Annotated in this window: 22 protein-coding genes; 5 read left to right on the top strand and 17 right to left on the bottom strand. The window is 45.2% G+C overall.

Annotated elements, in window-relative coordinates; genetic code table 11:
- Positions 1 to 178 precede the first annotated feature (178 nt).
- Both MHH63_RS26270 and MHH63_RS26275 read right to left on the bottom strand, forming a co-directional pair.
- Entirely contained in the window at positions 179 to 1,285 is a 1,107-nt protein-coding gene (locus MHH63_RS26270; protein ID WP_248547829.1) for an FAD:protein FMN transferase, read from the bottom strand.
- Positions 1,286 to 1,458: 173 nt separating this feature from the next.
- The gene (locus tag MHH63_RS26275) at positions 1,459 to 2,391 is read right to left on the bottom strand and encodes a glycosyltransferase family 2 protein (protein WP_339281783.1); all 933 of its coding nucleotides are present in this window, start codon (positions 2,389 to 2,391) and stop codon (positions 1,459 to 1,461) included.
- A gap of 236 nt (positions 2,392 to 2,627) precedes the next feature.
- On the opposite strand from MHH63_RS26275, the gene MHH63_RS26280 reads away from it, so the two are divergent.
- A complete protein-coding gene (locus MHH63_RS26280; protein WP_076137479.1) occupies positions 2,628 to 3,350 on the top strand; it encodes a DsbA family oxidoreductase in 723 nt (240 codons plus the stop codon).
- Positions 3,351 to 3,489: 139 nt separating this feature from the next.
- On the opposite strand, the gene MHH63_RS26285 is transcribed toward MHH63_RS26280, so the two are convergent.
- From MHH63_RS26285 to MHH63_RS26325, 9 genes are all read right to left on the bottom strand, one after another.
- Entirely contained in the window at positions 3,490 to 5,070 is a 1,581-nt protein-coding gene (locus tag MHH63_RS26285; RefSeq protein WP_076128088.1) for an oleate hydratase, read from the bottom strand.
- A gap of 157 nt (positions 5,071 to 5,227) precedes the next feature.
- Positions 5,228 to 5,821 (bottom strand): TetR/AcrR family transcriptional regulator, encoded by a 594-nt coding sequence (locus MHH63_RS26290; protein ID WP_232061171.1) that lies wholly within the window; start codon positions 5,819 to 5,821, stop codon positions 5,228 to 5,230.
- Positions 5,818 to 6,213 (bottom strand): hypothetical protein, encoded by a 396-nt coding sequence (locus MHH63_RS26295; RefSeq protein ID WP_076185711.1) that lies wholly within the window; start codon positions 6,211 to 6,213, stop codon positions 5,818 to 5,820. Before MHH63_RS26295 ends, MHH63_RS26290 begins: the two co-directional genes overlap by 4 nt.
- Positions 6,214 to 6,260: 47 nt before the next feature.
- Entirely contained in the window at positions 6,261 to 6,782 is a 522-nt protein-coding gene (locus tag MHH63_RS26300) for a hypothetical protein (RefSeq protein ID WP_076193016.1), read from the bottom strand.
- 153 nt (positions 6,783 to 6,935) lie between these two features.
- Positions 6,936 to 7,916, bottom strand: a complete 981-nt coding sequence (locus tag MHH63_RS26305) for an RluA family pseudouridine synthase (RefSeq protein ID WP_076128083.1) — start codon at positions 7,914 to 7,916, stop codon at positions 6,936 to 6,938.
- A gap of 101 nt (positions 7,917 to 8,017) precedes the next feature.
- Entirely contained in the window at positions 8,018 to 8,206 is a 189-nt protein-coding gene (locus tag MHH63_RS26310; protein WP_248547827.1) for a CLC_0170 family protein, read from the bottom strand.
- A 24-nt stretch (positions 8,207 to 8,230) separates the two neighbouring features.
- Positions 8,231 to 9,454 carry a Ger(x)C family spore germination protein gene (locus MHH63_RS26315; RefSeq protein WP_076193012.1) on the bottom strand — a complete coding sequence of 408 codons (1,224 nt, stop codon included), beginning with the start codon at positions 9,452 to 9,454 and terminating at the stop codon, positions 8,231 to 8,233.
- Positions 9,447 to 10,550, bottom strand: coding sequence for a GerAB/ArcD/ProY family transporter (locus MHH63_RS26320; protein ID WP_341172251.1), 1,104 nt, complete (start codon positions 10,548 to 10,550; stop codon positions 9,447 to 9,449). Before MHH63_RS26320 ends, MHH63_RS26315 begins: the two co-directional genes overlap by 8 nt.
- Positions 10,543 to 12,156 carry a spore germination protein gene (locus MHH63_RS26325; protein ID WP_139330130.1) on the bottom strand — a complete coding sequence of 538 codons (1,614 nt, stop codon included), beginning with the start codon at positions 12,154 to 12,156 and terminating at the stop codon, positions 10,543 to 10,545. The genes MHH63_RS26320 and MHH63_RS26325 overlap by 8 nt, the downstream gene beginning before the upstream one ends.
- Before the next feature lie 170 nt (positions 12,157 to 12,326).
- On the opposite strand from MHH63_RS26325, the gene recQ reads away from it, so the two are divergent.
- Positions 12,327 to 14,162: a DNA helicase RecQ gene (recQ, locus tag MHH63_RS26330; RefSeq protein WP_076193010.1), complete on the top strand. Its 1,836-nt coding sequence runs from the start codon at positions 12,327 to 12,329 to the stop codon at positions 14,160 to 14,162.
- A 15-nt stretch (positions 14,163 to 14,177) separates the two neighbouring features.
- A complete protein-coding gene (locus MHH63_RS26335; protein WP_339281784.1) occupies positions 14,178 to 16,085 on the top strand; it encodes a B12-binding domain-containing radical SAM protein in 1,908 nt (635 codons plus the stop codon).
- 1,516 nt (positions 16,086 to 17,601) lie between these two features.
- Here MHH63_RS26335 and MHH63_RS26340 read toward each other — a convergent pair.
- The 4 genes from MHH63_RS26340 to MHH63_RS26355 are packed head-to-tail and all read right to left on the bottom strand — an operon-like array spanning position 17,602 to position 21,155.
- On the bottom strand, positions 17,602 to 18,552 hold the full coding sequence (locus tag MHH63_RS26340) for an alpha/beta hydrolase (RefSeq protein WP_339281786.1): 951 nt from the start codon (positions 18,550 to 18,552) through the stop codon (positions 17,602 to 17,604).
- Between the two features lie 27 nt (positions 18,553 to 18,579).
- Positions 18,580 to 19,548, bottom strand: a complete 969-nt coding sequence (locus MHH63_RS26345) for a type I phosphomannose isomerase catalytic subunit (RefSeq protein WP_076128070.1) — start codon at positions 19,546 to 19,548, stop codon at positions 18,580 to 18,582.
- A gap of 48 nt (positions 19,549 to 19,596) precedes the next feature.
- Positions 19,597 to 20,199, bottom strand: a complete 603-nt coding sequence (locus tag MHH63_RS26350; protein ID WP_076219068.1) for a class I SAM-dependent methyltransferase — start codon at positions 20,197 to 20,199, stop codon at positions 19,597 to 19,599.
- On the bottom strand, positions 20,199 to 21,155 hold the full coding sequence (locus tag MHH63_RS26355) for a TIGR01212 family radical SAM protein (protein ID WP_076107276.1): 957 nt from the start codon (positions 21,153 to 21,155) through the stop codon (positions 20,199 to 20,201). The genes MHH63_RS26350 and MHH63_RS26355 overlap by 1 nt, the downstream gene beginning before the upstream one ends.
- A gap of 324 nt (positions 21,156 to 21,479) precedes the next feature.
- Between MHH63_RS26355 and MHH63_RS26360 the strand changes: the two genes are divergently transcribed.
- Both MHH63_RS26360 and trmB read left to right on the top strand, forming a co-directional pair.
- Entirely contained in the window at positions 21,480 to 21,659 is a 180-nt protein-coding gene (locus tag MHH63_RS26360; RefSeq protein WP_036679526.1) for a hypothetical protein, read from the top strand.
- 196 nt (positions 21,660 to 21,855) lie between these two features.
- Positions 21,856 to 22,572, top strand: coding sequence for a tRNA (guanosine(46)-N7)-methyltransferase TrmB (trmB, locus tag MHH63_RS26365; RefSeq protein ID WP_341172252.1), 717 nt, complete (start codon positions 21,856 to 21,858; stop codon positions 22,570 to 22,572).
- Positions 22,573 to 22,663: 91 nt separating this feature from the next.
- On the opposite strand, the gene MHH63_RS26370 is transcribed toward trmB, so the two are convergent.
- Together MHH63_RS26370 and MHH63_RS26375 are read right to left on the bottom strand one after the other, a co-directional pair.
- Complete coding sequence (locus MHH63_RS26370; protein WP_076128064.1) at positions 22,664 to 23,779, bottom strand: MGDG synthase family glycosyltransferase; 1,116 nt, start codon at positions 23,777 to 23,779, stop codon at positions 22,664 to 22,666.
- A gap of 51 nt (positions 23,780 to 23,830) precedes the next feature.
- Entirely contained in the window at positions 23,831 to 24,358 is a 528-nt protein-coding gene (locus MHH63_RS26375; RefSeq protein ID WP_339172086.1) for a phosphatase PAP2 family protein, read from the bottom strand.
- Positions 24,359 to 24,368: the final 10 nt, after the last annotated feature.

Raw genomic sequence — 24,368 nt, forward strand, 5'->3', positions numbered from 1 at the left:
TCGAAGGTTCACCTTGAAAAAATCTAATGATTTTAGGGAGGAATTCCCTGATTATCAGGCTGCTGGGCGATGAATGGGCGATGAATATCCCTCAGCCACGCCAAAGAACCTTTATCCACAATAAAAGAGCTTGCCTCCCAAAGCCAATAACGGCTTTAAGGGGGCAAGCTCTTTTCGTTTAATCAGCGAAGCTGTACGTAGGGTCAGTCAGATTCATTCTTTCTTTAATGCCTGGTGTGGCGTAGATTTTGTTGTCATCGGTAATAAAGAAAGCTTCTACATCTTCAGGTAACGACTCCAGATATTTCATACCTTCTTCGATCCCCATCAAGAACACCCCAGTGGACAAAGCGTCCGCATCTGTTGCATTAGGGCTCATAATGGTCAAGCTTTTGAGACCGTTCTGAGAAGGATAACCTGTGCGTGGATCAAGAATATGGTGGTAACGAACATTGTCTTGCATAAAATAACGTTCATAAACACCAGAAGCATCGATGACCTCATCCGCGATTTTAATCGTTCCTAGCTGCGTGCCGCGGCTTTGGTCAGGGTCTTGCAGGCCAATATTCCAATCCGTTCCGTTTGGTTTCGTACCTAACGCAATAATACTGCTGCCGCCGAGGTTGATCATTGCACTGTTAAGGCCTTGCTCTTTTAAATAATCAGCGATACGGTCAGCAGCATACCCTTTGCCGATACCTCCAAGATCCAGTACCATATTTTCCTTCAATAGCTTCACGGTCTTAGCAGCTTCGTCAATTTCAACGTCCCTGTAATTGGTTAGGCTCTTGGCTGCATCGATAGCTGCTGGATCAGGGACTTTATCCCCGCCACTACCGATGTTCCAGAGGTCGATCAGCGGACCAATCGTGGGATCGAATAGCCCATCCATTTCTTTTGCATATTGCACCGATTGTTTTACAACATCTAAGGTCTCGTCCGAAACGACAACCGCTTCTTTTCCTGCTGCTTGATTGACTGCGTAAACCTCGCCGCCTTCTTTTGTACGGCTAAGCTCCATATCCATTCGCTCCAGCATTTGCTGGATATCATCCATATTTTTTTGGGCTACATTTTCTCCGAACACTTTGATATTCACGACCGTGTCATAGATATAAAAGGTCTGTGAGAGTGACTTGGCTTCGCCTTTTCCTGAAGCTGTTGCGCCACCCGGTGTTTCCGTCGCTTTGTCATCCTTATTTTTAGTAATTAGCCAAGCGCCGACAGCTATGACGACGATGAGGATAACAACGAGGATCAACGTCGTTTTTTTGTTCTTAAACATATTCCACCATCCATAAAGTTAGTTTCTAAAACACATTATCACTATCATACCCTAGATCAGAAGTTGATGGAAATTAATTTCATGGCATATTTAGGTACAACTCCGTCTGCACGAAAAAAAAGCCCCGCAATCTGATTCGGAGCAACGCTGTGGATATAGAGGTAGCTATTAAGCTAATCTAGCATGTATTCACGGTATTTGTTTTTACGAGGATTCATTACGAAAAGGATTCCCTTGGCATAACCGCTAACAGCTTTAAAATTTCGTTTGAGAGTTTCTTTGCCTGTCAGACAGGTTAACGTCCAGATCAATGCGGCATAATTCATAGGAGGTGCTTTACGTAAGTTGAGCAGATAATAATGATTGATGGCAGTAGCTCTTGCAACAACGCCCGCCTTATCCCGAGAACCCGGCGACTCATGATGAATGATTTTCATAGCTGGGTTAATGACAAGCTTGCCATAACGGCTAGCCAAATGGGACAAGTAAATATCTTCGGCAATGGAGTAACTTGTCATCCAGGGATAGGGTTTCATATCTTGTAATGCTGAGCGCCGGAATGACATATTACAGCCGTGAAAAAAATCCGTCTCAAAAACCTGCTCTTTCTCTCCCCAGAGGAATAGGGAGCCTGCAAACATGCTTGGGGATAATCTGCCCGGGGATCCGGACATTTGTCCGGTCAGCATGCCAAACAGCCGGCCCGGTTTGCTGCTGCGCATGCCTTTTGCCACACCGCCTACACCGACAATTGAATCGTCCGCTGCATAAGTATCAAGTAATCGTCGAATATATAAGGAATCATCTAATTCTGCATCATCGTCTAAATGAAGCACAATTTCAGCATTTACTAGTCCAAGTGACTCATAACGGGAAAGCCAGAGTCCCGGATTAGTCTTACGATGATATCGAAACTCAGCCTGTGGCAATTTGTTCAGTATGTTACGATAATAGGTTAATCTTTCTTCAGGAATCTCACCGTCATCCACAATCCAGAGCTCGATGGAGACACTCTCTAGCTGTGTCTGCTTGCTAATAGACTCTATGCACACTGTAAGGTCGTTTATACGGTTACGGGTAGGTATCACTATAGATACATCATGCATATGGGGATCTCCCTTCGGAATTTCTGGTGTTAACTTTATTCTATCTGCCCTGAAGGGGAGCGTATATACCACTTTCGTTTACTTTTTGCTTTAACATTCACGTCTATAAATGTTATTTTAATAAAAGTTAAGTTTGTAATTTTGAGTTTTTAACTATATAATAGTAAGCGACATATATTTAGTTATTACTCTTATATAACAGCTACAAATTATCAATAATATTAGGAGGTTTTTTCGTGAGAATAGATATCTGGTCCGATTATGCATGTCCTTTTTGTTATATTGGCAAAAGACGTTTAGAGAATGCGCTAAGCCAATTCCCGAACCGTGATCAAGTGGAGGTAGTATTCCGTAGCTTTCAACTGGATCCACATGCAGAGGTAAGTACAGACAAGAGTATTCATGAGCTGCTGGCTACCAAATACGGGATGACCGTCGAAAAAGCAAAAGCAATGAACGCACAACTAGCGGAGCAAGCTAAAGATGTGGGCTTGGAATTTAATTTTGATACTGTGAAGCATACCAACACTTTTGACAGTCACCGACTGAGTCATTTTGCAAGCACAAAGGGAAAAGGTGCAGAAATGTCCGAACGTCTGCTGCGTGCCTACTTTACGGATTCATTAAATCTTGGAGATCGCAGTGTACTGGCATCACTCGCTGCTGAAGTTGGTTTGGATCAAGTGGAAGCTGCGGCAATGCTGGAGACGGATGCTTTTGCGAATGAGGTTAATGGCGATATTGAAGAAGGAAGCCGCCTTAATATTACCGGTGTACCTTTCTTTGTATTCAACAATAAATATGCTTTATCTGGTGCACAACCAGGTCCTGTATTTACAGAGGTACTGGATACTGTGTGGGCGGAAGAACAAGCAGGACCAACATTACAAGTGGTTGGTAAGGGGAATTCTGAAGTATCTACCGATGATGGCTGCGCAGATGGATCTTGCAATATTTAAAGTTTGGATTCGAGTAAAACAAAAGAGCTGAAGGAGCCCTCAGCTCTTTTTTGTCTTGATAAAACTGTTCTTTTGTTGCTTCCCACACTCAAAAACAAGCGCTCCCGATATCCGGAAGCGCTCGCCGCTGATTGTTGTTTTATCTGAAAGATGTAACAAAGCTTGAGAATAGTGTACGTACATCGTATTGATATTGGTTGATTGGCTCGATAGGCCGTTCGATACCAAGTAGAGTATATACCGCAATTCTCGCTGCTCTCACGGAGTATTCTTCAGTGAATACAACGTCATCTGGAATTTCACAGAATTGTCCAATAAAGGCCAGGTTCGTGGAACCCTCAGGGACAACTTTTGGTCGGTCACTATTGAGTCTAGGCATGAACTGAGAAGTGATATAAGGCATCATGCAAGGAATACAGTTGGCGGTAGCCATGATCTCGTCCTTATGTTCTTCAAAGTGAAGATGACCGATCAATTCTTGCATGATTTCTTCGCCGGTACAATCACACATTCTCTTTTTCACAAAATCCCCAACTTTGTCTGGATACAGTCCGTAACCCCAGAACACTTTAACATGCTCAGGCTGATTGCGGAAATGCGGTTGGTAAGCCAGTACAACGGACATAAACCAGCTCGAATCCTTGAAAGTGACCAAAGCGCCTGTGCCGGCACGGTTACGTGTGAAATTTTCCATCAGATCGAAGAATTTGGAGTCATGGAAAGTTACAGTAAAGGACTCCCATTTCGAACCGTCTACATGATCATCGAACGAAGAAGGATTGCCAAGACTTGGTTTCTTGGAAGCGATGTTTTCCCATAATTTCCACGAGCTTCCCTTGCCGTTAAGGCGTGGAGCAGAAGTCATAGAACCAAGGCTGGAGCCTTCGGTCATAGAACCGTTTGTGATAATCACGAGATCATCTTCTTTTACATCAATCACATCTTTGACACCTTCGCGCACTACATTCATTTGGGTTACGGTAATTCCGTCACCTTTTTTGAACTGCAGATCAGTAACTGTACATTTCAGTGTGAAATCGACACCGAATGGTTCAAGATATTTGTGCAAAGGCAGAATGATGGAGTCATATTGGTTATAAGGAGTGCGAGTTACACCTTCCAGTGTTTGAATTCTTGGGAATTCATGGAAGAAACGCAGCATATATCGTTTAAACTCTACAGCGCTGTGCCAAGGTTGGAATGCAAAAGTAGTAGCCCACATATACCAGAAGTTTGTTGTGAAAAAGTGAGGGGCGAACCAGTCGTTGATACGCGCTTTACCCATTTTATCTTCTGGTGTAATAATCAGCTTGCCCATAGCGAGACGATCAGCCATATCAAAACCCATGGACAATACATCTTCTACTTTGCCGTCTTTATTTACAAGTCTGGCGTTTGAGTGTGTTGGATTAGCGGTATCAAAAGCAATAATTTCATCCCGCACAGACAACCCCGGACGGTCGACAGAAGGAATCGTTGTTAATAGTTCCCAGAGATTCTCATAAGCTTCATCGTTGAGCATACGGCCGCCGCGGACAACGTAACCATGTTCAGCGTCACCTGCGCCGTCATTGCTACCACCAAGAATCTTCATCTCTTCAATAATGTGAATGTTTTGTCCCGGAAAATCACAGTCTCTGACCAGGTAAGCAGCGCCCGCTAGAGATGCAATTCCGCCACCGACAAAATAAACCTGTCTATTACCGTACTCTTTTTTCACAATGGTCGCCTCCAAGTAGTTGTTTAAATAATCACACTCTTAATGTAAACCAACTCCTATTTTGAAGGTATAATCAAACTCTTTAGAGTGTCTGGATTTTTGTCATTATGGGTGATCTGTCTAGTTTTTAGACAAAAAAAACCGCTGCAACCAAAGGTTACAACGGATGGTTCTCATATTTGTGTAAAGCTTTCAGAAAATTCCCTTCAATTAGATCACTTAGCTTCTCAATCATATGATGCGGCTGTTCCTTCATGCCTTCTCTCATCCACTGAATGATTAGGCCTGTGAAGGCTAGCGTATAGAAATTGGCTATAAAGTGCTTGTCTTCTTCGCAAACCTCCATCCCGGAGGACAGCTCGTTTATAACCCCCATGATGAGATCGTTTGTCACCTCGTACAGATATGCATCCAGGTGATTTCTGCCTAGTGAATTTAGCGTGTTACAGCAAAAGGATTTATTCCGCTCAATGTAGCAGAAGATTCTATAAAAACCGTCCGTCCAAGTGCTGTAGCTGCGATACTGGGCGAGGCTTTCGACAGCCTCAGTCTTATAGATCCAACCTAGCAAATCAAATATATCCTGAAAATGATAATAGAAGGTTTGTCTGTTTAGTCCGCAATGGTCCACTAGTTGTTTAACAGTAATTTTATTGAGCGGTGTATGCTCCATTAGTTCTTTTAAAGAATGGGACAATGCATTTTTGGTTAGAAAAGAATTGGACAACAGCGTTTCACCTCTTCCATTCAAGACTTCGATGCTCGCGTATACAGCAGACGAATACCTTCCGCTAATAAACCCAGTGCAAATCCGGCACATGAAAATAAGGAAAATGCGAGGAAGCCTGCGAGATCCTCCCAACCGGACATCTCTTTGTAGGTGTAGCCCAGCATAAATGCCGCGCCTATGATTATTCCCGCCGTACTAAATACCCAGAGCAGACGTGCTCCGAGCCAGCCTAAAGTGTTGACGATGCCTGCCACTACTACGGAAAAAAGAGCAAAGCGCAGTAAGAGTGTGGTATCCATTTCTTGGGCCAGCATCACAAATCGGTGCAGAGGGAAAAGAAGCCATAGCAGAATGGCATAAACGGTCATCCAGAGAAACCAACGTTTACTTTTGGCAGCAGGCAGGAATTTCATTTCATGCACACCTCTTTTCCCATAGTTCGAACGTTAAAAAGTAGGAATTATACCGTGAAGGATTCCAGTTCTTCTGCACTTTGCAGCAGGTGGCTTAGCAGGTTTGGAATGTCCTCCATTTGTTCTTCTGTAAGTTGTCTTTTGAATTGCAGCTCGATGCAGTTATTGTAAGTTTCACTTTCCTGGCCATATATGAAGCTTAAAGATTGCACAGGCTGGAAATCAGGTCCCCAGATCGCTTTTAGAATACTGTCTATCGCCTGACATTCGCTAGGAATATCTTCGACTTCCATATAAAAACGAAGTGAAAGATTACAGCCGGGATCCGTATTAGGAACCTCCATGATTTCATCGCTGAGATCTTTCGTGGTCGAAGTGAGCAGGATTTCGGCGGTTACTTTCCTGCCTGCAGTTAATTGGAAGGAGAGACTGAACTCTCTGGACATCAGCGCCATATTCAGAAGGTCGGAGCGATCCGTAACCACCAGTATTCCGTCTAAATTATCGTAGTCATAAATCTGGTTCTCAAAGGCGATCTTAATATTATCGAAAACAGTAGGATGGAACAATAAGGGCACCTTCTTTGTTTATTTATATTGTAACATGATGTGATAGGAAGTTAAAAAAAGACGCCCAGGACCAAATGGACCGGGCATCTTGTGTAGAAGTTACAGCTTCCCATAAGGGGGAAGGCTCGTCAGTCGTGGGTATACGTTCAATTCTTAGTTTGTAGGCGCAGGCGCAGTATATTTCAGGAACGTCTTCGGAATCGGGCTCTCAAAGGTCATCAGTTCTCCAGTGGTTGGATGAATAAAAGAGAGCACTCGAGCATGTAGACCAAGTCTTCCTACCGTTTTGGTCTCTGCCCCATATTTCTTGTCACCTGCGATAGGGTGGCCGATATCTGCCATATGCACCCGAATCTGATTTTTTCGTCCGGTTTCGAGCTTAACCTCTAGCAAGGAAAAATGGCGGTTAGCCTGAATAAGCTTATAATGTGTAATTGCATGTAGTCCATCGCCTTCATGAGGACTGGAATACATTTTAAGGGTTGAGGTTTCTTTGAGCCAAGAGCTTATCTTGCCTTCAGGTCTTTTAACCGCGCCTTCCACGAGCGCTACGTAAGAACGTTCCTTCACAGTATCTTTCCACGTAGTTTGTAATGCCTGCTGAATCCGTTCGCTTTTGGCAAACATCATTACGCCTGATGTATCTCTGTCCAAACGGTGTACGACAAAAATCCGATTTTTTGGATTGCTAACACGGACATGCTCCATAAGCTGGCGGTAAGCCGTCAATTCATTTTCTTCCGCAGTGGCGATAGATAGCAGTCCAGCATCCTTTTGAACAATGATCAGATCTTCATCCTCATGAACGATTTTAAGTCCGATCATCTCTGCTGTTTGTACAGGCTTCTCTTGATCAATAGTAACGTTTTGACCCGGATGCAGTTGGAAATTATGCTGTGTAACTACCTTATCATTCACCGACACTTGTCCACGCGATAGGATGGATTTAATCGCATTTCGTCCGCGACCCGTGACGTGGGTGAGTAAGAAGGGCAACAGTTCAGAAGGTTCGTTTACAGTAAAAGACTTGGGTGCTGCGGTTGTTTTAGTTTTATGGTTAAGCTTGCCAGTAGGCTTGCTGTGAGAACGAGTACCTCTTTTGGCTGTTTCTTTAGGATTTCTTCTTGAGTTCATGGGTGCATTCTCCGTCCTTTAATATTGTACTCCTCAATATACCATGGGCTGTGAAGAAATACTATGGAGAGGGCAGGCTTGCTGGTTTGGTTTGTAAATGCTCATAGATAGAACAGCTGGGCTAATCCAAGAAGCAGGAATAAACCGAGATATACCCAGCCTAATATGCGGGCATATTTCTTTTCCCGGTGCATGGCATTGACTGCATATATTTTAGTATCCACAGTAAGCAACAGAACACTGGAGATCAGCAGCGCAACAATTACGTAGGTTAGCTGGTAATAGAGCATAGTAGAGCCTCCCATAAACGTCATTTAATTTTGTTTAAGACCTACTCTGTCGATGTGAGTTTTCAACTTAACTTCAACACTGAGATTGGAATACTGCTGCTCCCAGTCATGTTTGTCACGAATATTGGCTTTCCAGTAGGAGGGAGCATATGCACGAATATATTCACCCATGCCAAAGACATCGGAATGCGCTTGTTGAGTTTCTTCGATAAGGTGGTTGAAAATACCGATCACTCTCTTTTGAAAAATATCTTCAATCTTTTCTAAAGAACGGCTGGAATCGATAGGGATATCACTACGTAAATGCTCATCTAGAGCCGCCTCTAAAGTGAGGTTATAAGTGATGTGAGGTTTGCCCTCTTTGAAATGAACCTTCACCCTCGTGAACCGGTCGTTGACCTTGAGCATCACCGGACCGAATTCATCAGCATAAAAAAGATCGGAGTATCCCCCGGGATTAATGCCCTTCATGGACATATATGCGCCAATCTCAATCGGAATCGTCGATCCGACCATCACTCCACCACTAAAGTAAGCTAGGCCTTTAATCATGATATTGTCTTCCTGATGTAATGAGACGTAAGGCAGATAACCACTTTCGCCCCATTTGGATTCTGCTGACCAGAATACACCTATATAATCAGCGGGGAATTTTCCTGATGTTACTGCTTTTTCCATGGTGGAGAGGATGTAAAGGGTCGGCACTCGCTGGAGCGGAGGATTAATATTCATAAATTTAGCAGCCTCCCCTTCGGATACTAGCAGCCAGGTCCGGCGACGAACTTCTGGATTTCGCCGCAAATAATCATTTAAGTCATTCATGCTTTTTTTTGCGATGTCCTCACTAATAATAATCACTCGTAAATGAATTAGATAACGTGGATCAGAAATTTGCTGCTGTAAATTGTTCATGGCGTCATCTAAGGTGTACCCGTACACTTCTACGACCCATACTGGATTTTGATTCACGCCTCCGCCTTCACCCCCGCTGCCTGGTCCGAGTGGAACTCTTCCCGGAACCGCAATTTGGGCGGTCACACGGATTTTGGGAAGGTTAATATTTGCGCTTTTAAGATGAGTGGTTTGATCATCATTTATTTTGCTGTCTGGAGGGACGGAATCAATGGATAACCCTAGTACCAATGCACGGTCTTCTATTTCAAGCTGGTCCCAGCACCCTGAGAGTAAGCCAGACATGAGTGAGAGAATAAATATAAGAACTACACGCTTGTAAATTTTTTTATTCATGAGAAATGGCTCCTTTATTTCGGATTAGAGAGACTAACCATAATAAAAGAGGATAGAAGGTCAAAAAAATCAAACCGATTATCGCTGTAATGCTAGCAAATGAATAGACCTGAAATATATTTCTCGGCAAAAGTGAAAAAGTGATGATAAGTGGAAGTAAGAAGCTGGATATTAGGCGGTGATCCTTGTGCCGCAGCACTTGTTGCAGAGAGTATGCAGCTAAGTAGTAGTTCGTAAAGATGGAAGTGAATATAGAAACCACCCGAATTATTATAAAAAGAGCATCAAACCGTTCTAAAAGTCCTGCGCCGATGGATATGGAGCGAGCTGCTTCTAAGGTTGGATAGGAAAGTAATTTGGTTTCTTGAGCTCCAAACATGCCTAAAGTGACCCAAACGATCATTACATAAATGAATCCAATGATACAAAGCGCAACAGTGCCTGCTTTAAGGATCTGTTGAGGTTTTTTCATTAAAGGAACCAGCAGGATGATGACAAATGTGCCCTGATAAAGGCCAGCGGACGTAATCGTTCCTTTGGAAAAGCTTGAAAAGGTGGTGTGATTTCCGGTGAGGGGTAGCAAGTTTAGAACGTCAACATTTTTCATAGCTACCAAGGCAATTGCTATAACAGATAATAGAATAAAAGGTAAATAGAAAACATGAACATAAGTGAATTTCACAATATTTCTTCGGATTGATAAGGCAACCAGTAGGAGCATTAAGAGAATTACTGCTTCGATGGGTGTCTTTTTAAAGACAACCGCAACACATACTTCTCCGAATTGGCGCATGGTGATCCCGGCAGAAAAAGCAAAAAACAAAGAAATAAAAATGGAGAAAATATCCGCGAGCCCAGTTCCGAGAAGGCGGCGGCTGAATACGAACAACGTTTCGTTCGGGAATTTTCGGCAGACAGCTGCTGTAAACCAGCAACCCAAAAAAGCAACAGGTACACCAGAAGCAGTCACGAGCGGTGCACCACTGTCTCCGGCTTCAGCCATATAACGAGGAATACTTAAGATTCCTATTCCTATAATCGTACTGACGATTACAGCCATGACTTGGATCGTTGTTATGGGGCGGTTACTATTCATCAGCTTCACTTTTCTCCTTAAAAATCAGATCGGTATGCATTTTCGGAATATCCTTCGCAAGAAGATCAGGATCAGGTGTATTAAGAAAGCTTGGGCGGCTTCGCATCCACCATAAAGGTACCCGAACGATACTATCCTTAAGGTCCTTCCATATCGTAGGGACAAAGGGTGTCATGTAGGGAACGCCAAAAGATTCCAGGAATAACAAATGGTTGATAATAACAATAGTGCCCAGCATTACTCCGTACAGGCCAAAGCAGCCTGCCAATATGATCAATGGAAATCTAAGCATTCTTGAAGAGATTGCGGCATTGTAAGCGGGTGTGGCAAAAGACCCTATGGTCGTTATAGCGACAACAACTACGGTAGTTGGACTCGCCAGACCTGCTGCTACGGCTGCCTGACCAATGACAAGCACACCTACAATAGAAAGAGCCCCGCCAATCATTTGCGGTAGGCGAATGGTTGCTTCGCGCAGCACCTCCATGAAGACTTCCATAATCAGAACTTCCAATACGGCTGGAAAGGGTACGCCAGCTCTTGCACCTGTTATTGCTACGGCGAACTCTGTCGGCAGTAGCTCAGGATTGAAAGAGATAATGGATACATATAAGGCAGGGAAGAAAAGGGAAAATAATAATGCGATCAGGCGGATCATTCTTAGGAGACTTCCTACGATAAAACGTTCCGTATAGTCATCCATCGTCTGAAAGAATTGATTGAAAAGTGCCGGGACGATGAGGCAGAAAGGTGAGCCATCTACAAGGATGATGACTCGTCCTTCTAATAAAGAGGCTATAGATTTATCCGGACGTTCGGTTGGCTGAACCTGTGGAAACGGGGAAAGGGGATGATCCTCTATAAATTGCTCGATATACCCCGCATCAAGGATGCCGTCTACATTTATTGCTGATAATCTCTTCATCACCTTTTGAACTAGCCCTGGATCGGCTATTCCTTCGATATAACAAACAGCTACTTTTGAGCGCGTCCGTACGCCAAGAGGGGCAGTTACTACACGAAAATCCGGCGTTTGTAGTCGATAGCGAAGCAAAGAGATGTTGGATTCTAAATTCTCTATAAACCCATCACGCGAACCGCGTATAACTTGTTCAGTTTGAGGTTGCTCAATGCTACGATGCTCAATTTTACGCAGATTGAAGTAAAGTGCCTGATCCATTCCATCTATGATTAGAACTACATTTCCATCCAACAAGACGGAGACTAGAGTATTTAGGTCCTTAGTGCGGTTACCTTGTGTGACTTGTACCGTCATACTCCAGATGTAATCAGGTAAATCCTTTAGATCTTTTGGAATTTCTGAGTGGTCGGAGGAAACATTCATTAATGGCTTTAAAACATAGTTCTGAATTTGATTCTGGTCCACCACAGAAGAAAAAAAGATAATAGCCGCATCATATCTACCGTATACCTTGAAGTTACGGACAATAAGGTCGCTGTCTTCTCCAAAGACTTGTCGAATGAAGCTTATATTGCTCTTCAGGCTGGAATCCAATGGCTTTACTGGACGATTGTCCTGGGCAGAGGACTCGTTACGTGCAGGCTTTTGTTTAAAGGAGGTATATTTTTGTTTCCAATTTTGCACGGTCGCTCCACCTTTCTATGAAATCACGCTTATTAAAGCTTGGCTTAAAAGAAGACCTTTTATGTAAATATTTCAAAAGAAGAACAGGGTGATGATAGTTAAGAAGTGTTGCTCATTACACCATTGACCGCTAAACTAAAGATAGAAACGCCTAAGGAGTTATGAGAGATATGAAGATGCAAGCACCTACTATTGAACAGGCGCAGGCTGAGCTGCAAAAATATTACGGTTATCCAGACTTTCGGGATGGCCAGAAAAAGATTGTTCAGAACTTGCTGGAAGGACGCGACACACTGGGAATCCTCCCTACGGGTGGCGGGAAATCGATCTGTTATCAGGTTCCTGCACTGCTCCTGCCAGGGCTGACACTGGTGATATCACCACTGATCTCGCTGATGAAAGACCAGGTGGATGCGTTAACTACTGCGGGTATTCCGGCAGCCTTTATTAATAGCACGTTAAGCGGAAAAGAAGTGAATGAGCGGATTCGGGCTGCCCGGCGGGGCGATTTGAAGCTGCTCTATGTTGCGCCCGAAAGACTTGAGCTGGACTGGTTCCGTCTGGAAATGGCTGAGCTGTCTATTTCCTGCGTGGCTGTTGATGAAGCGCACTGTGTATCCCAGTGGGGACATGATTTTCGGACAAGTTATCTGTCGGTATCTCCATTTGTAGATGAGCTGCCTAAACGTCCGATCCTGGCAGCATTTACCGCCACGGCGACGCCGGAGGTCATGGAGGATATGGTCCGGCTGCTGCGCTTGCGCGAGCCGGGTATTTTCATGACGGGGCTAGGAAGAGATAATCTGGCAATGTCCGTGCTGCGGGGAGAGAACAAGCGGGAGTTCGTTATGGATTATGCGGCTACGCATTCTCACCAGCCGGGGATTGTATATGCGGCAACCCGCAAAGAAGTAGATGATCTGTATCAGAGGCTGCAAGCTTCTGGCATAGCGGCAGGTCGCTATCATGCGGGTATGAACGACCAGGAGCGGGCAGATAGCCAGGAAGGGTTCCTCTATGACGATATCCGGGTCATGGTGGCTACGAATGCCTTTGGGATGGGGATTGATAAATCCAATGTCCGGTACGTAATTCACTACAATATGCCCAAAAATATGGAAGCTTATGTTCAGGAAGCAGGTCGTGCTGGACGTGACGGGGAGCCGAGTGAATGTATTTTGCTGTTTAGTGCGCAGGATATTATGACGCAAAAGTTCCTGATCGAGCAGAATCCACAGGATACTGACCGTAAAGCTAACGAATATCGCAAGCTTCAGCAAATGATTGATTATTGCTATACTACCCGCTGCTTGCGCAGTGCCCAGCTGGATTATTTCGGGGAAGAGCATGGGGACAAGCCATGTGGTATCTGCAGCTCATGTACGGATGAACGAGAGCTAGTGGATATGACCGTCGATGCGCAAAAGATCTTCTCCTGCATCCACCGCATGCGGGAGCGTTATGGTGTAGCGTTGGTGGCATCTGTGCTGAAAGGCTCGCGCAATCAAAAGGTGATGCAGTACGGCTTCGATAAGCTGCCCACACATGGGGCGATGTCGAGCCGGACGGAGAAGGAAATCTCAGAGAGTATCAATGTGCTCATCTCAGAAGGGTATCTTGCCTTGTCGGAAGGCCAGTACCCTGTAGTACGGCTTCAGCCTTTGGCTGCCGAGGTCCTGCGCGGACAGCGTGAGGTGATGCAGCGTGTGGCACGGCCTTCGCGGACAGGTACAACATCTGGTACGAGAGTTCGTAGTCGGGGGCATGACCTGTCGCCATCAGCCGTCAATGAGACTGTCTTTGAGCAGCTGCGTCTTATCCGGCGTGAATTGGCAGGACGCGAGCATGTGCCGTCGTACATTATTTTTAATGATGCCACGCTGCGTGAGATGAGTGTGGTTTGCCCGCAGACCGAAGCGGAAATGCTGAGGGTAAAGGGTGTTGGGGAAGTGAAATACCGGAAGTACGGTAAGGCATTCTTAGAGTTTTTTCAAAATGAAATGTAGAAAAGGTCGTGTAGCATGAAAATCGTCCTGACCACGTTAAACGCCAAATATATTCATACCTCACTCGCAATCCGCTTGCTAAAAGCGTACAGTGAGCATGAATTTAAGGATATTCATTTGGCAGAGTACACCATCAAAGATCCCGTGATGAATATTGTGTCCGACTTGTTTCAGAAACGGCCAGATGTGATTGGTTTCTCCTGTTATATCTGGAACATCGAAGAGACGCTGAAGCTGATTGGTATTCTTAAGCAAGTGATGCCTGAAGTTACGATTGTTCTCGGAGGACCGGAAGTTTCGTATGAGCCGCTTCATTGGATGAAAAGAGAAGCTGGCATTGATTTTATAGTTAATGGAGATGGGGAAGAGACGTTCCACCATTTGCTGCAGGAGCTAAGGGATGATCGTAAGTTTCACTTTGTGTATGGAGCCGCTTATCGCAAGGGAGAAGAGATCATTGTCAATCCACCACGTCCCAAAAGCGATCTGAATACCCTGCCTACGCCGCATCGTTTTCCTGAGGATATTCCAGATTTGAGTAAACGTATTGTTTATTTTGAGACAAGCCGCGGGTGCCCATTTAACTGCCAGTTCTGTTTATCCAGTATTGAGGTAGGCGTACGTTATTATGATATTGAACGAGTGAAATCCGATCTGCTTTATTTAATACAGAATGGCGCCAAAATCATTAAATTTCTGGATCGTACTTTTAATATCAACCGCAACTATGCGATGGAAATGTTTCAATTCCTGATCGATAATCATCAAGGCTGCGTGTTTCAGTTCGAAATTACCGCAGATATCATGCGGCCTGAAGTTCTGGATTTCCTATCTAAGAATGCGCCTCCGGGTATTTTTAGATTTGAAATTGGGGTGCAATCTACCAACGATGAGACGAATGAGCTTGTTAAACGCCGCCAGAATTTCAAAAAGCTGTCCCGTACCGTAATGAAGATTAAGGCAAGCGGCAATATCGATCAGCATCTGGATTTGATTGCCGGATTACCTATGGAGGATTACAGCACCTTCCGTAAAACGTTTAATGATGTATTCGTTATGGAGCCGGAAGAGCTACAGCTAGGATTCCTCAAAATGCTGCGGGGAACGGGGCTGCGGGCGCAGGCGTCTAAATATGAGTACACGTATATGGAACACGCACCTTATGAAATCCTTAGCAGTCATATGATGCCTTTCTCAGACATTATCCGTTTGAAGCGGCTTGAGGATGTGCTGGAGAAATACTGGAACAGCCACCGGATGGACCATACGGCCAAGTACTTGATCCGTCATGTATTTGATTCGCCATTCGATTTCTTTCAGGAGTTCGGTGACTATTGGGAGGAGAGAGGCTGGCAAAAGATTGGCCATCAGCTGGAAGATCTCTTCACCCGCCTGCAGTCCTTCCTGATAGATCGCGGGACGCCGTCTATGGATGTTATAACTGGCTTGATGAAGCTGGACTATTTTCTTGGACACAAGTACAAGCCGCGCAAAATCTGGTGGGATTTCGTGCTGGATAAGTCGGATTGGTCGAGCTATTTGAAAGATATCGCGGCTAATCCAGGTCAAATTTCTGCCCAGTTAGCAGAAGCAGGACTTAACGAAAGAGAACTGCAAAAGTATACTGTGCTGGAAGTATTGCCATTCTCGCTGGAAGCGGTGCTGGATTCCATCAGCGGCATGCGTGCCGATGAAGGCTTGGAGGATAGTGAAGCTGATATGGCTAATCTGGAGGCGTTGCCTTCGGCAGACTCGCCATTACAGGGAGCAGCGGATAGTAGTTTAGAAGAGACTGCGCAAGCAGTAAACTCGGCTGTAGCTGTAGCGGAGCCCGCTTCCATTAGGGAAGGGCGCACGCTACTAATCGTAATGTATCAGCAGAACGAGAGCCAACGCGCTCAGTACTACACACTGCCTTTTTAATAGGCGGGTGGAAGGATAGACCGTTCCTTTATGGGACGGTCTATTTTTTGCCTTGGGCGATAGCGACAACGGAGTCCGGAAGCGGTGAGTAACCCGACGCAGGCGGACCCAGGGGCCCTTATACGTGGAATTATCCTGTTTTATGGATGCTAATGGACCGCATAGTCGCTATTGGCACGAAAAACACCTAATATGAACCTGTTTCACATGAATAGCTGCACTGGGGTCCGAAACCTAGCTCGAATGGCTATAAATTAGCAAATAGCGTCATCTGAGTCCGAAAGCGGTGAGTAACCCGGCGTAGGCGGACCCAACGGCCCTTATACGTGGAAATATCCTGTTTTTTGGATGCTAACGGACCGCATAGTCGCTATTGGCACGAAACACACCAAATATGATCCTGTTTCACATGAATAGCTGCACTGGAGTCCGATATCTAGCTCGAAAGGCTATAAGTTAGCAAATAACGTCAACTGAGTCCGGAAGTAGCGGGGAGAGTAATGAGTGTAGTTAGATAACAACTGAGATCGAAAGTGGCAGGGGAGAGTGACGATGTGTAGTTAGTGTTAACTGAGTCCGAAATTAGCGGAGAGTGTAATGACTCGGCGTAGGCGGACCCAGCAGACCTTATAACGTGGAATTATCCTGTTTTTTGGATGCTAACGGACCGCATAATCGCTATTGGCACGAAACACACCAAATATGAACCTGTTTCACATGAATAGCTGCACTGGAGTCCGATATCTAGCTCGAAAGGCTATAAATCAGCAAATAGCGTCAACTGAGTCCGGAAGTAGCGGGGAGAGTAATGATGTGTAGTTAGTGTCAACTGAGTCCGGAAGCGGTGAGTCACCCGACGCAGGCGGACCCAGCGGACCTTATACGTGGAATTATCCTGTTTTTTGGATGCTAACGGACCGCATAGTCGCTATTGGCACGAAACACACCAAATATGAACCTGTTTCACATGAATAGCTGCACTGGAGTCCGAAACCCAGCTCGAAAGGCTATAAATTAGCAAATAGCGTCAACTGAGTCCGGAAGTAGCGGGGAGAGTAATGAAGTGTGGTTAGCGTCATCTGAGTCCGGAAGTAGCGGGGAGAGTAATGATGTGTGGTTAATGTCAACTGAGTCCGGAAGTAGTGGGGAGAGTAATGATGTGTGGTTAGTGACAACTGAGCCCGAAAGTGGAGGGGAGAGTGACGATATGTAGTTAGTGTCAACTGAGTCCGCAAGCGGCGTGGGAAAGTGATGATGTGTAGCTAGCGACAACCGAGTTTGTACGTGGAGGGGGAGAGCGATGAGCTGAAGACAGCGTCAACTGAGTCCGAAAGTGGTGGCGGAAGTTTATTTACTAAAGTTCAGATGCGCGAAGGAACTGGAGATTGTTAGATTGAGAAGTCTGCTGAGATAAGCTACGCAAACCGCAAAGAAGCGATCTCCCATATACCGGGAGCATCGCTTCTATGTTGTCTCATTTCTCGTCTCATAAATTCACTAACAACCGCGTTTTTTCTTAACTTATCGTTGAAACCTCTGAAGGAAGGTGGCGCTTTAACCAGTTGAGCACATCGGCTGTGACTTGATCTCGATTCACTTCATTTAGCATTTCGTGTCTACCTTCTGGATAGAGTCGGAACTCAACGTCTGACACTCCTCGTTTCTTATACAACTCCGCAAGACGGGGAATGCCTTGACCGTTCATCCCGACAGGGTCCTTATCCCCACCGAATATATAAATGGGCTTACCTGTACATAATGTGCTAAGTGATTCCTCAGTATGGATCTCTCTTAGGAGGTGGAAGAAACCACGGAAAAAGCGTGTTGTACAAATAGCTCCGCAGAATGGATCGGAAATGTACTTATCTACTTCCGCAGTATCGCTGCTCAGCCAATCAAATGTTGTTCTGACCGGGGAAAAGGCGCGGTTATAGCTGCCGAATACCAGACTGTTCAGCAGTACACTGCGATGATGCTCACCCTTTAGCTTAAGCTGCGCGCTAGCCAGAGATTCTCCAATACGCAGCATACTGCGTGGACCGTTTGTCCCGCTTAGGATAAACCCTGAATAGATTTCGTTGCCTTCTTCGCACATGAGTTTTTGACCCAGAAAGGAACCCATACTGTGTGCGAATAAAATGATGGGCTTTCCTTCATGCTTGGAGAGTGCTGCGGCACCTACCTGCAGAAGATTACGCCGCATCCAATAAAATCCGTCCTCCCCAACATCACCAAGCAGATTGACTTGACCAGCGGTTCTACCATGTCCCCGGTGATCATTGGCATATACTGCATAACCAACCCCGGTTAAAGCTTCCGCAAAACGAGCGTAGCGGGCAGCAGTTTCACACATCCCGTGTGAAATTTGCACGATTCCTCTAACTGGCACATCGGACTCAGGTAACCATTCATAGACATGGATGGTTACACCTATGGGATCCGTTAGAGTAAAGCTGTTTTCCTTCATGGTCCATTCCTCCTAAAGGTTCTCGACTTATGGTAAATAAGAGCGAAGCACAGTAGAATGACCCTCGATAGTATAACGGCCTAGGTTGGAAGGAATCAGATAACATTCCCCTGCGGCATAAGGCTGGGAGCCGCCTTCCCAAGTCAGATGTCCGCTGCCTTCGCAGATAACCAGAATAGTGAAGCTGTCTTCTGAAGTGGTGAGATCCCATGAACCATTTACGATCCCTTTTTCGACAATAAAATAAGGTGAAGCGGCAAGCTGCAGCCACTCTCCAGGCACTGCATGATCGGTCTTCATCGAAGTAGCGCCAGCGCCTTCATAAGCTGTAACATTTAGAGAATCCTCAATATGAAGCTCGCGTGGTTTTCCATCTAGACCTGGACGGTCGTAGTCATAAATACGGTATGTAGTGTCGGAATTCTGTTGGATTTCCGCTACAACGACACCAGCGCATAGAGCATGTACCGTTCCGGCAGGGATGTAGAAGGAATCGCCAGCGGAGACAGATACCTCTTGAAGGCTATCCATAACCGTGCCTTTTTCCAGTGCTTCGCGTAATGTTTCACGGTCTACGCCTTCTTTAAGGCCGTAGATGATTTTTGCATCTGGCTTAGCGTCTAATACGTACCACATCTCTGTTTTACCCAGTTCACCTTTAGGCAATCCTACATAATCATCCGTAGGATGGACTTGAACGGAAAGGTTGTCGTTGCAATCCAACAATTTGATCAAGAGTGGAAATCTTCCACCAGCTTCTGATATTCCCTTGCTTCCGAACCACTCGTGACCAAATTGCTCACGAATTTGATCCAGACCTTGTCCAGCTAATTCTCCATTAACCACCGAAGATGTTCCATTCGCATGATCGGCAATCATCCAGCCTTCACCAATATGGCCTTCTGGTAGATTCAGGCCGAATTTCTCCAGCGCGCGGCCACCCCAGACACGTTCTTTAAACTCCGGTTGAAATTTTAAAGGATATGGTTGTGTCATTCGTAATCTTCCTTCCCAATTACAAGATAGTTTGATTGTTTATAAAGCTTAAGATGGGGAACCTTTTTTCTTCTCGAGGGCAATTACATAAGGTGCGTCCGTGCGCTGCAGCTGGCGGTATACAATGCTCTGCGCTACCTTAGGGGAAACAGTCGCAGCCCAAGCTTCAACAGCGGCGGCTTCGAGATCTCCGCCTGCATGGCCAGGATACAGTACAGCCGTAATAATTCCCCCCGGACGCAGCAGCTGGAGTGAAGCTTCCAGGGCTGCAATAGAGCTATCCGGCTCAGTAATGATATTCTTGTCGGCATCGCCTGAAGGCAGATAGCCAAGATTGAACATTACAGCACCAACGGTGCCTGGCCAGTTAGCCGGGACGGCTTCTGCCATTTCGGCATGGCTGCGTTCCAGTAAGGTAACGGCAGAGAGTGAGGAAGTGTCCTCCCGCGCAAGCCGGAGACGTTCTTCTGCCAGCTTCAGCGCCGCAGCTTGAATGTCAAAGCCGTAGACTTCGCCACGAGCTCCGGTTGTTTTGGCTAGAAAAAGCGTGTCAGCACCAGTACCTACAGTTGCATCAATCGCACGGTCACCTAAAGTTAGCCGCTCAGAGATTAATTTATGAGCAAAGCTTAGAACGGACATAAAGCCCATTAGCCCTTCCTCCAATACTTACCCTGCCAAGTATCACGAGCAACAAGCTCATCGTCAATGGCATTTAGCACTTCCCATTTCTTGAGACTCCACATCGGTCCAACTAAGAGATCCCGTGGGGCATCTCCAGTCAAGCGATGAACAATCATCTCAGGGGGCAGAATTTCAAGTGAATCAGCAATCAGCTTCACATACTCGTCCTGTTCCATGAATCGGAGCAATCCTGCTTCATACTGCTTCACCATTGGTGTTTTCCGCATGAGATGCAGAAGGTGAATCTTAATTCCCTGCACATCCATGCGAGCTACAGCAGATACCGTTTCAAGCATCATTTCGTGCGTCTCCTGTGGGAGACCGTGAATGATATGGGTACAGATTCGAATATTGTGACGGCGCAGCTTTTCCACAGCCTCCACATAACACTGCGTATCATGCGCCCGGTTAATAAGCTCAGAAGTGGAGTCATGTATAGTCTGAAGACCCATCTCTACCCAAAGATACGTACGCTTGTTCAGCTCTGCTAAATATTCGACCACATCATCCGGCAGACAGTCAGGGCGGGTAGCAATAGACAATCCAACGACACCAGGCTGCTGCAAAATAACTTCGAAATATTCTCTCAGCTCTTCGACCGGAGCGTACGTATTAGTATAGGCTTGGAAGTAACCGATATATTTAGCATTTGGCCATTTCAGATGCTGTCTGTCACGGACGTTATTGAATTGTGTGACTAGGTCATCTCGGCGGCTTCCGGCAAAATCACCAGAACCTCTGGCACTGCAAAATGTGCAGCCTCCCTTAGCAATGGAGCCGTCACGATTGGGACAGGTAAAGCCTGCATCAAGCATAACTTTGAATACCTTGGTGTTCATGTGTTCACGCATTTCGTAATTCCAAGTATGAAAACGTTTATCTCCCCAAAGTTGCGGAGGAGAAGTGTATTGAAGATTAGACACGAGAAGCCCCTTTCTGAAAATATAATTATGGATAAGATTCCTTATCCTTATATTTTTCTGAGACAGATGGCGTCCTTATCCCAGAGAACGCACAGCCGTTTCTTATAATCCAATACATTGTATCAAAAAACCGAGCTCGGCGTAACATTGACTCCTCATAACGGCATGAAAAATAGGCAGGAAATAAGGCGCTTTCAGCTTGAAAATGCTTACATAGTATGTTATATTCAGAGTGTGAAAAGCTGCTGTGGCATAAAGAAATTCATCCAAGAGTTCATAATTTCGTGTCGTCCGATCCATAATAATAACCGTGAGGTGATAGCAATGAATTCTCAAACGGTATATGCTGAGGGTAAAGATTCGATTGAAGTCCACTTAACACCAGATGAAGCCCTTGCACTAACGGGCGTGGAATTTAACGGCAACCCTAAGATCAAGACAGATGCGCAGCGCAAAATTCGTAGCGCATTCGAAAAAAAGACATTTGCCACAAACACAAAGTAAATCTTGATTTGCCAGACAAGAACGAAATCTATTCCAATATACAACAACGAAGGAATTCCTCTGAACAGCTCATTTAAGAGCTGAACCAGAGAATTCCTTTTTCTTTTTTTACCGCAATCCCTTTACTTTTTGGGACAATTTCGGCACAATATTGCAAGTGACAGTTATCGTATAAGAGATAATCGGAGGAATACCTATGCGTTTACGCGGAAGAAAAGGAATACGTGAAAGTTTGGAAGAACAGACGGATTTAGTCATTCTAGATCCTCGGAGTTATAAAGGTGAGTGGTCCAAGCTGTTCGGTAACGATCATCCGATCCATGTGGAGTTCGGAATGGGCAAAGGACAGTTTATCAGCCAAATGAGCTTTAAATATCCTGATATTAACTTTATCGGAGTGGATATGTATGATGAGCTGATCCGCCGTGCTGGAGATAAGGCTAGAGCAGTATGGGAGCCGGCAGGACATGAAACACCGCCTAACCTGAAATTGGCACTTGCAAATATCGATTATGCTGAGGAAGTATTTGCTCCGGGAGAGCTTGAACGGATTTATCTTAATTTCAGCGATCCGTGGCCTAAAAGCAAGCATGCCCGGCGTCGTTTGACACATCCACGTTTTCTTGACAAATATCGCGGTTTGCTTAGCGATCTAGGTGAAATTCATCTAAAAACAGATTCCCGCAGTCTTTTTGAGTTCTCATTAAATGCCTTTGCGGACTTTGGCTTGCAGATGAAAAATATTTCTTTGGACCTACATGCAGATGGCATCATCAACGAGGATCATATCATGACAGAATATGAGACGAAATTTGTCGGACGTGGCGTGAATATCCATCGTTGCGAGGCAATTGTAGGTGCAGAAGCACTCAAACAGTATCAGGTTACCCGATTGGATAAATATCGGCTGTAGTTACAAAGCACTGCTTCAAATGGCATGCTTCAATAATAAAGCGGCAACTCTCCAAGTAAAGTAGTTTGGAGGCTGCCGCTTTTTTAATTAACTATTCCAATAATTCGATGATACTCTGAGCACATTGTAAAGGATGGTAGCGCGCAATTTCTTCAAGATGAAGTTTGCGCTTGTTTTGCACATCCTCATAGTTGTTTAAGAGGCGCTCCATCCACATTTCGACAACCTCTAAAGATTCGATGGGTTCTCCGAAGCCGGCTGCAGTAAAGTAGCGGCAATTCTCCTCCTCCTGCCCGGGAAGAGGGTGATGGAAGAGCATCGGAATACCTTTTGCAAGCCCTTCACTGCAGGTCATTCCTCCCGGTTTTGTAACCAGCAGATCGGACACCTCCATCAGCTTGTGGATTTCACGCGTAAAGCCGAGTAAGGAGATATTAGGATGATTATAATGCGGGTCTTCTTTCATTTCCTTTAGCAGCTGTTCGTTATTGCCGAGACAGAAAACAATCTGAATCTTGTCACGCCATTCCGCCAGACAAGCATTTACGACTTGGTCGTTCATGATTCCCCAGCCGCCGCCCATGACTAGAACGGTTGGCATCTCCCGCAGATTGAATTGCTCTCGAATCTCCTGCTTTCCGGGATGCTTCCAAAAATTAGGGTGTATCGGTATACCTGTTACCTGAATTTTCGTGGCAGGAATATTTCGGCTGCGCAATTTGGATTTAACCTCAGGTGTTGAAACCAGGTAAAGGTCTACCTCTGGGCTAATCCAGGTTGCATGCGCATCATAATCCGTTATGACGGTGACGAGCGGCACATTTAGGGTAGGATCCAATCTCTTTAGGCGGGACACTACAGCACCTGGAATAAAATGTGTGCAGACAATTACGTCGGGTTTCAGTTGCCTCACAATATTTTTGGCATGCGTATAAAATATACGATGCAAGGCAAGCGTGGTAAGACGATTGAATGATTTCTGGTGACGGTAGACATAACCCATCAATTTTGGCTGTGTCGTTACCGTCTTTCGGTAAGCAGACAGAATAATAGGTGCCATCTTGGGGTTTAAAAAATTTCCAAGTTCTAGCACCTTCGTTTGTAAATTAGGCGATAATTGGCGCAGACTGCTCGACAACGCATAAGCTGCTTGTGTATGTCCGGCGCCAAAACCTTCCGAGAGTATTAAGATTCTTTTTTTACGCAATGTTGATTCACCTATTCTCAAGGGTTTTCCCGGTTATTAACAATAAATGCTTTACATCCATAAGGCTATAGTACCAGCTGCTACGCAGGAACCGATCACTGCGCCAGCTATAACATCTGATGGATAATGCAATCCAAGATAAATACGAGAAAATCCGACAATACAAGCTAGCGGCAGCAGAATAACGGTCAAAGCAGGAAACGCCAGCATATAAGGGACCGTAGAAGCAAAGATAGCTGTAGTATGACCAGATGGAAAAGAATGATCCTTTAATGGATTACGAAAAGTATTGGTTTCCGGTAACGCCAGATAAGGACGCATACGCGGGTACAGTTTTTTGGCGATAGCTACGGGTATATGGCTGACAGCTAGTGCTGTCAAGGCTTGTAAACCTGTAGTTCTCCAAGGCTCAGGAGCTAATACCCATACCAGTATATTGATAACAATCGTGCTTGTAGCTCCACCCAAATGAGTAAGGTAAAAGAGCCAAAAGTTCAAAAAACGATTATGCATTCGTCCGTTGATCCACTTAAAAAGATTCCGCTCCCAGAGATGTAGTTTCATGAATAAATGTCTCATATCTAATTCC

The organism is Paenibacillus sp. FSL H3-0310, assembly GCF_038002785.1.
Taxonomy (GTDB): domain Bacteria; phylum Bacillota; class Bacilli; order Paenibacillales; family Paenibacillaceae; genus Paenibacillus_AQ; species Paenibacillus_AQ odorifer.

Bases quoted from the DNA above. Each gene is read 5' to 3' on its own strand.
- MHH63_RS26270 (WP_248547829.1), bottom strand. From the start codon at position 1,285: ATGTTTAAGAACAAAAAAACGACGTTGATCCTCGTTGTTATCCTCATC.
- MHH63_RS26275 (WP_339281783.1), bottom strand. From the start codon at position 2,391: ATGCATGATGTATCTATAGTGATACCTACCCGTAACCGTATAAACGAC.
- MHH63_RS26295 (WP_076185711.1), bottom strand. From the start codon at position 6,213: ATGAAATTCCTGCCTGCTGCCAAAAGTAAACGTTGGTTTCTCTGGATG.
- MHH63_RS26305 (WP_076128083.1), bottom strand. From the start codon at position 7,916: ATGAACTCAAGAAGAAATCCTAAAGAAACAGCCAAAAGAGGTACTCGT.
- MHH63_RS26310 (WP_248547827.1), bottom strand. From the start codon at position 8,206: ATGCTCTATTACCAGCTAACCTACGTAATTGTTGCGCTGCTGATCTCC.
- MHH63_RS26315 (WP_076193012.1), bottom strand. From the start codon at position 9,454: ATGAATAAAAAAATTTACAAGCGTGTAGTTCTTATATTTATTCTCTCA.
- MHH63_RS26320 (WP_341172251.1), bottom strand. From the start codon at position 10,550: ATGAATAGTAACCGCCCCATAACAACGATCCAAGTCATGGCTGTAATC.
- recQ (WP_076193010.1), top strand. From the start codon at position 12,327: ATGAAGATGCAAGCACCTACTATTGAACAGGCGCAGGCTGAGCTGCAA.
- MHH63_RS26335 (WP_339281784.1), top strand. From the start codon at position 14,178: ATGAAAATCGTCCTGACCACGTTAAACGCCAAATATATTCATACCTCA.
- MHH63_RS26340 (WP_339281786.1), bottom strand. From the start codon at position 18,552: ATGAAGGAAAACAGCTTTACTCTAACGGATCCCATAGGTGTAACCATC.
- MHH63_RS26345 (WP_076128070.1), bottom strand. From the start codon at position 19,548: ATGACACAACCATATCCTTTAAAATTTCAACCGGAGTTTAAAGAACGT.
- MHH63_RS26350 (WP_076219068.1), bottom strand. From the start codon at position 20,199: ATGGGCTTTATGTCCGTTCTAAGCTTTGCTCATAAATTAATCTCTGAG.
- MHH63_RS26360 (WP_036679526.1), top strand. From the start codon at position 21,480: ATGAATTCTCAAACGGTATATGCTGAGGGTAAAGATTCGATTGAAGTC.
- trmB (WP_341172252.1), top strand. From the start codon at position 21,856: ATGCGTTTACGCGGAAGAAAAGGAATACGTGAAAGTTTGGAAGAACAG.
- MHH63_RS26375 (WP_339172086.1), bottom strand. From the start codon at position 24,358: ATGAGACATTTATTCATGAAACTACATCTCTGGGAGCGGAATCTTTTT.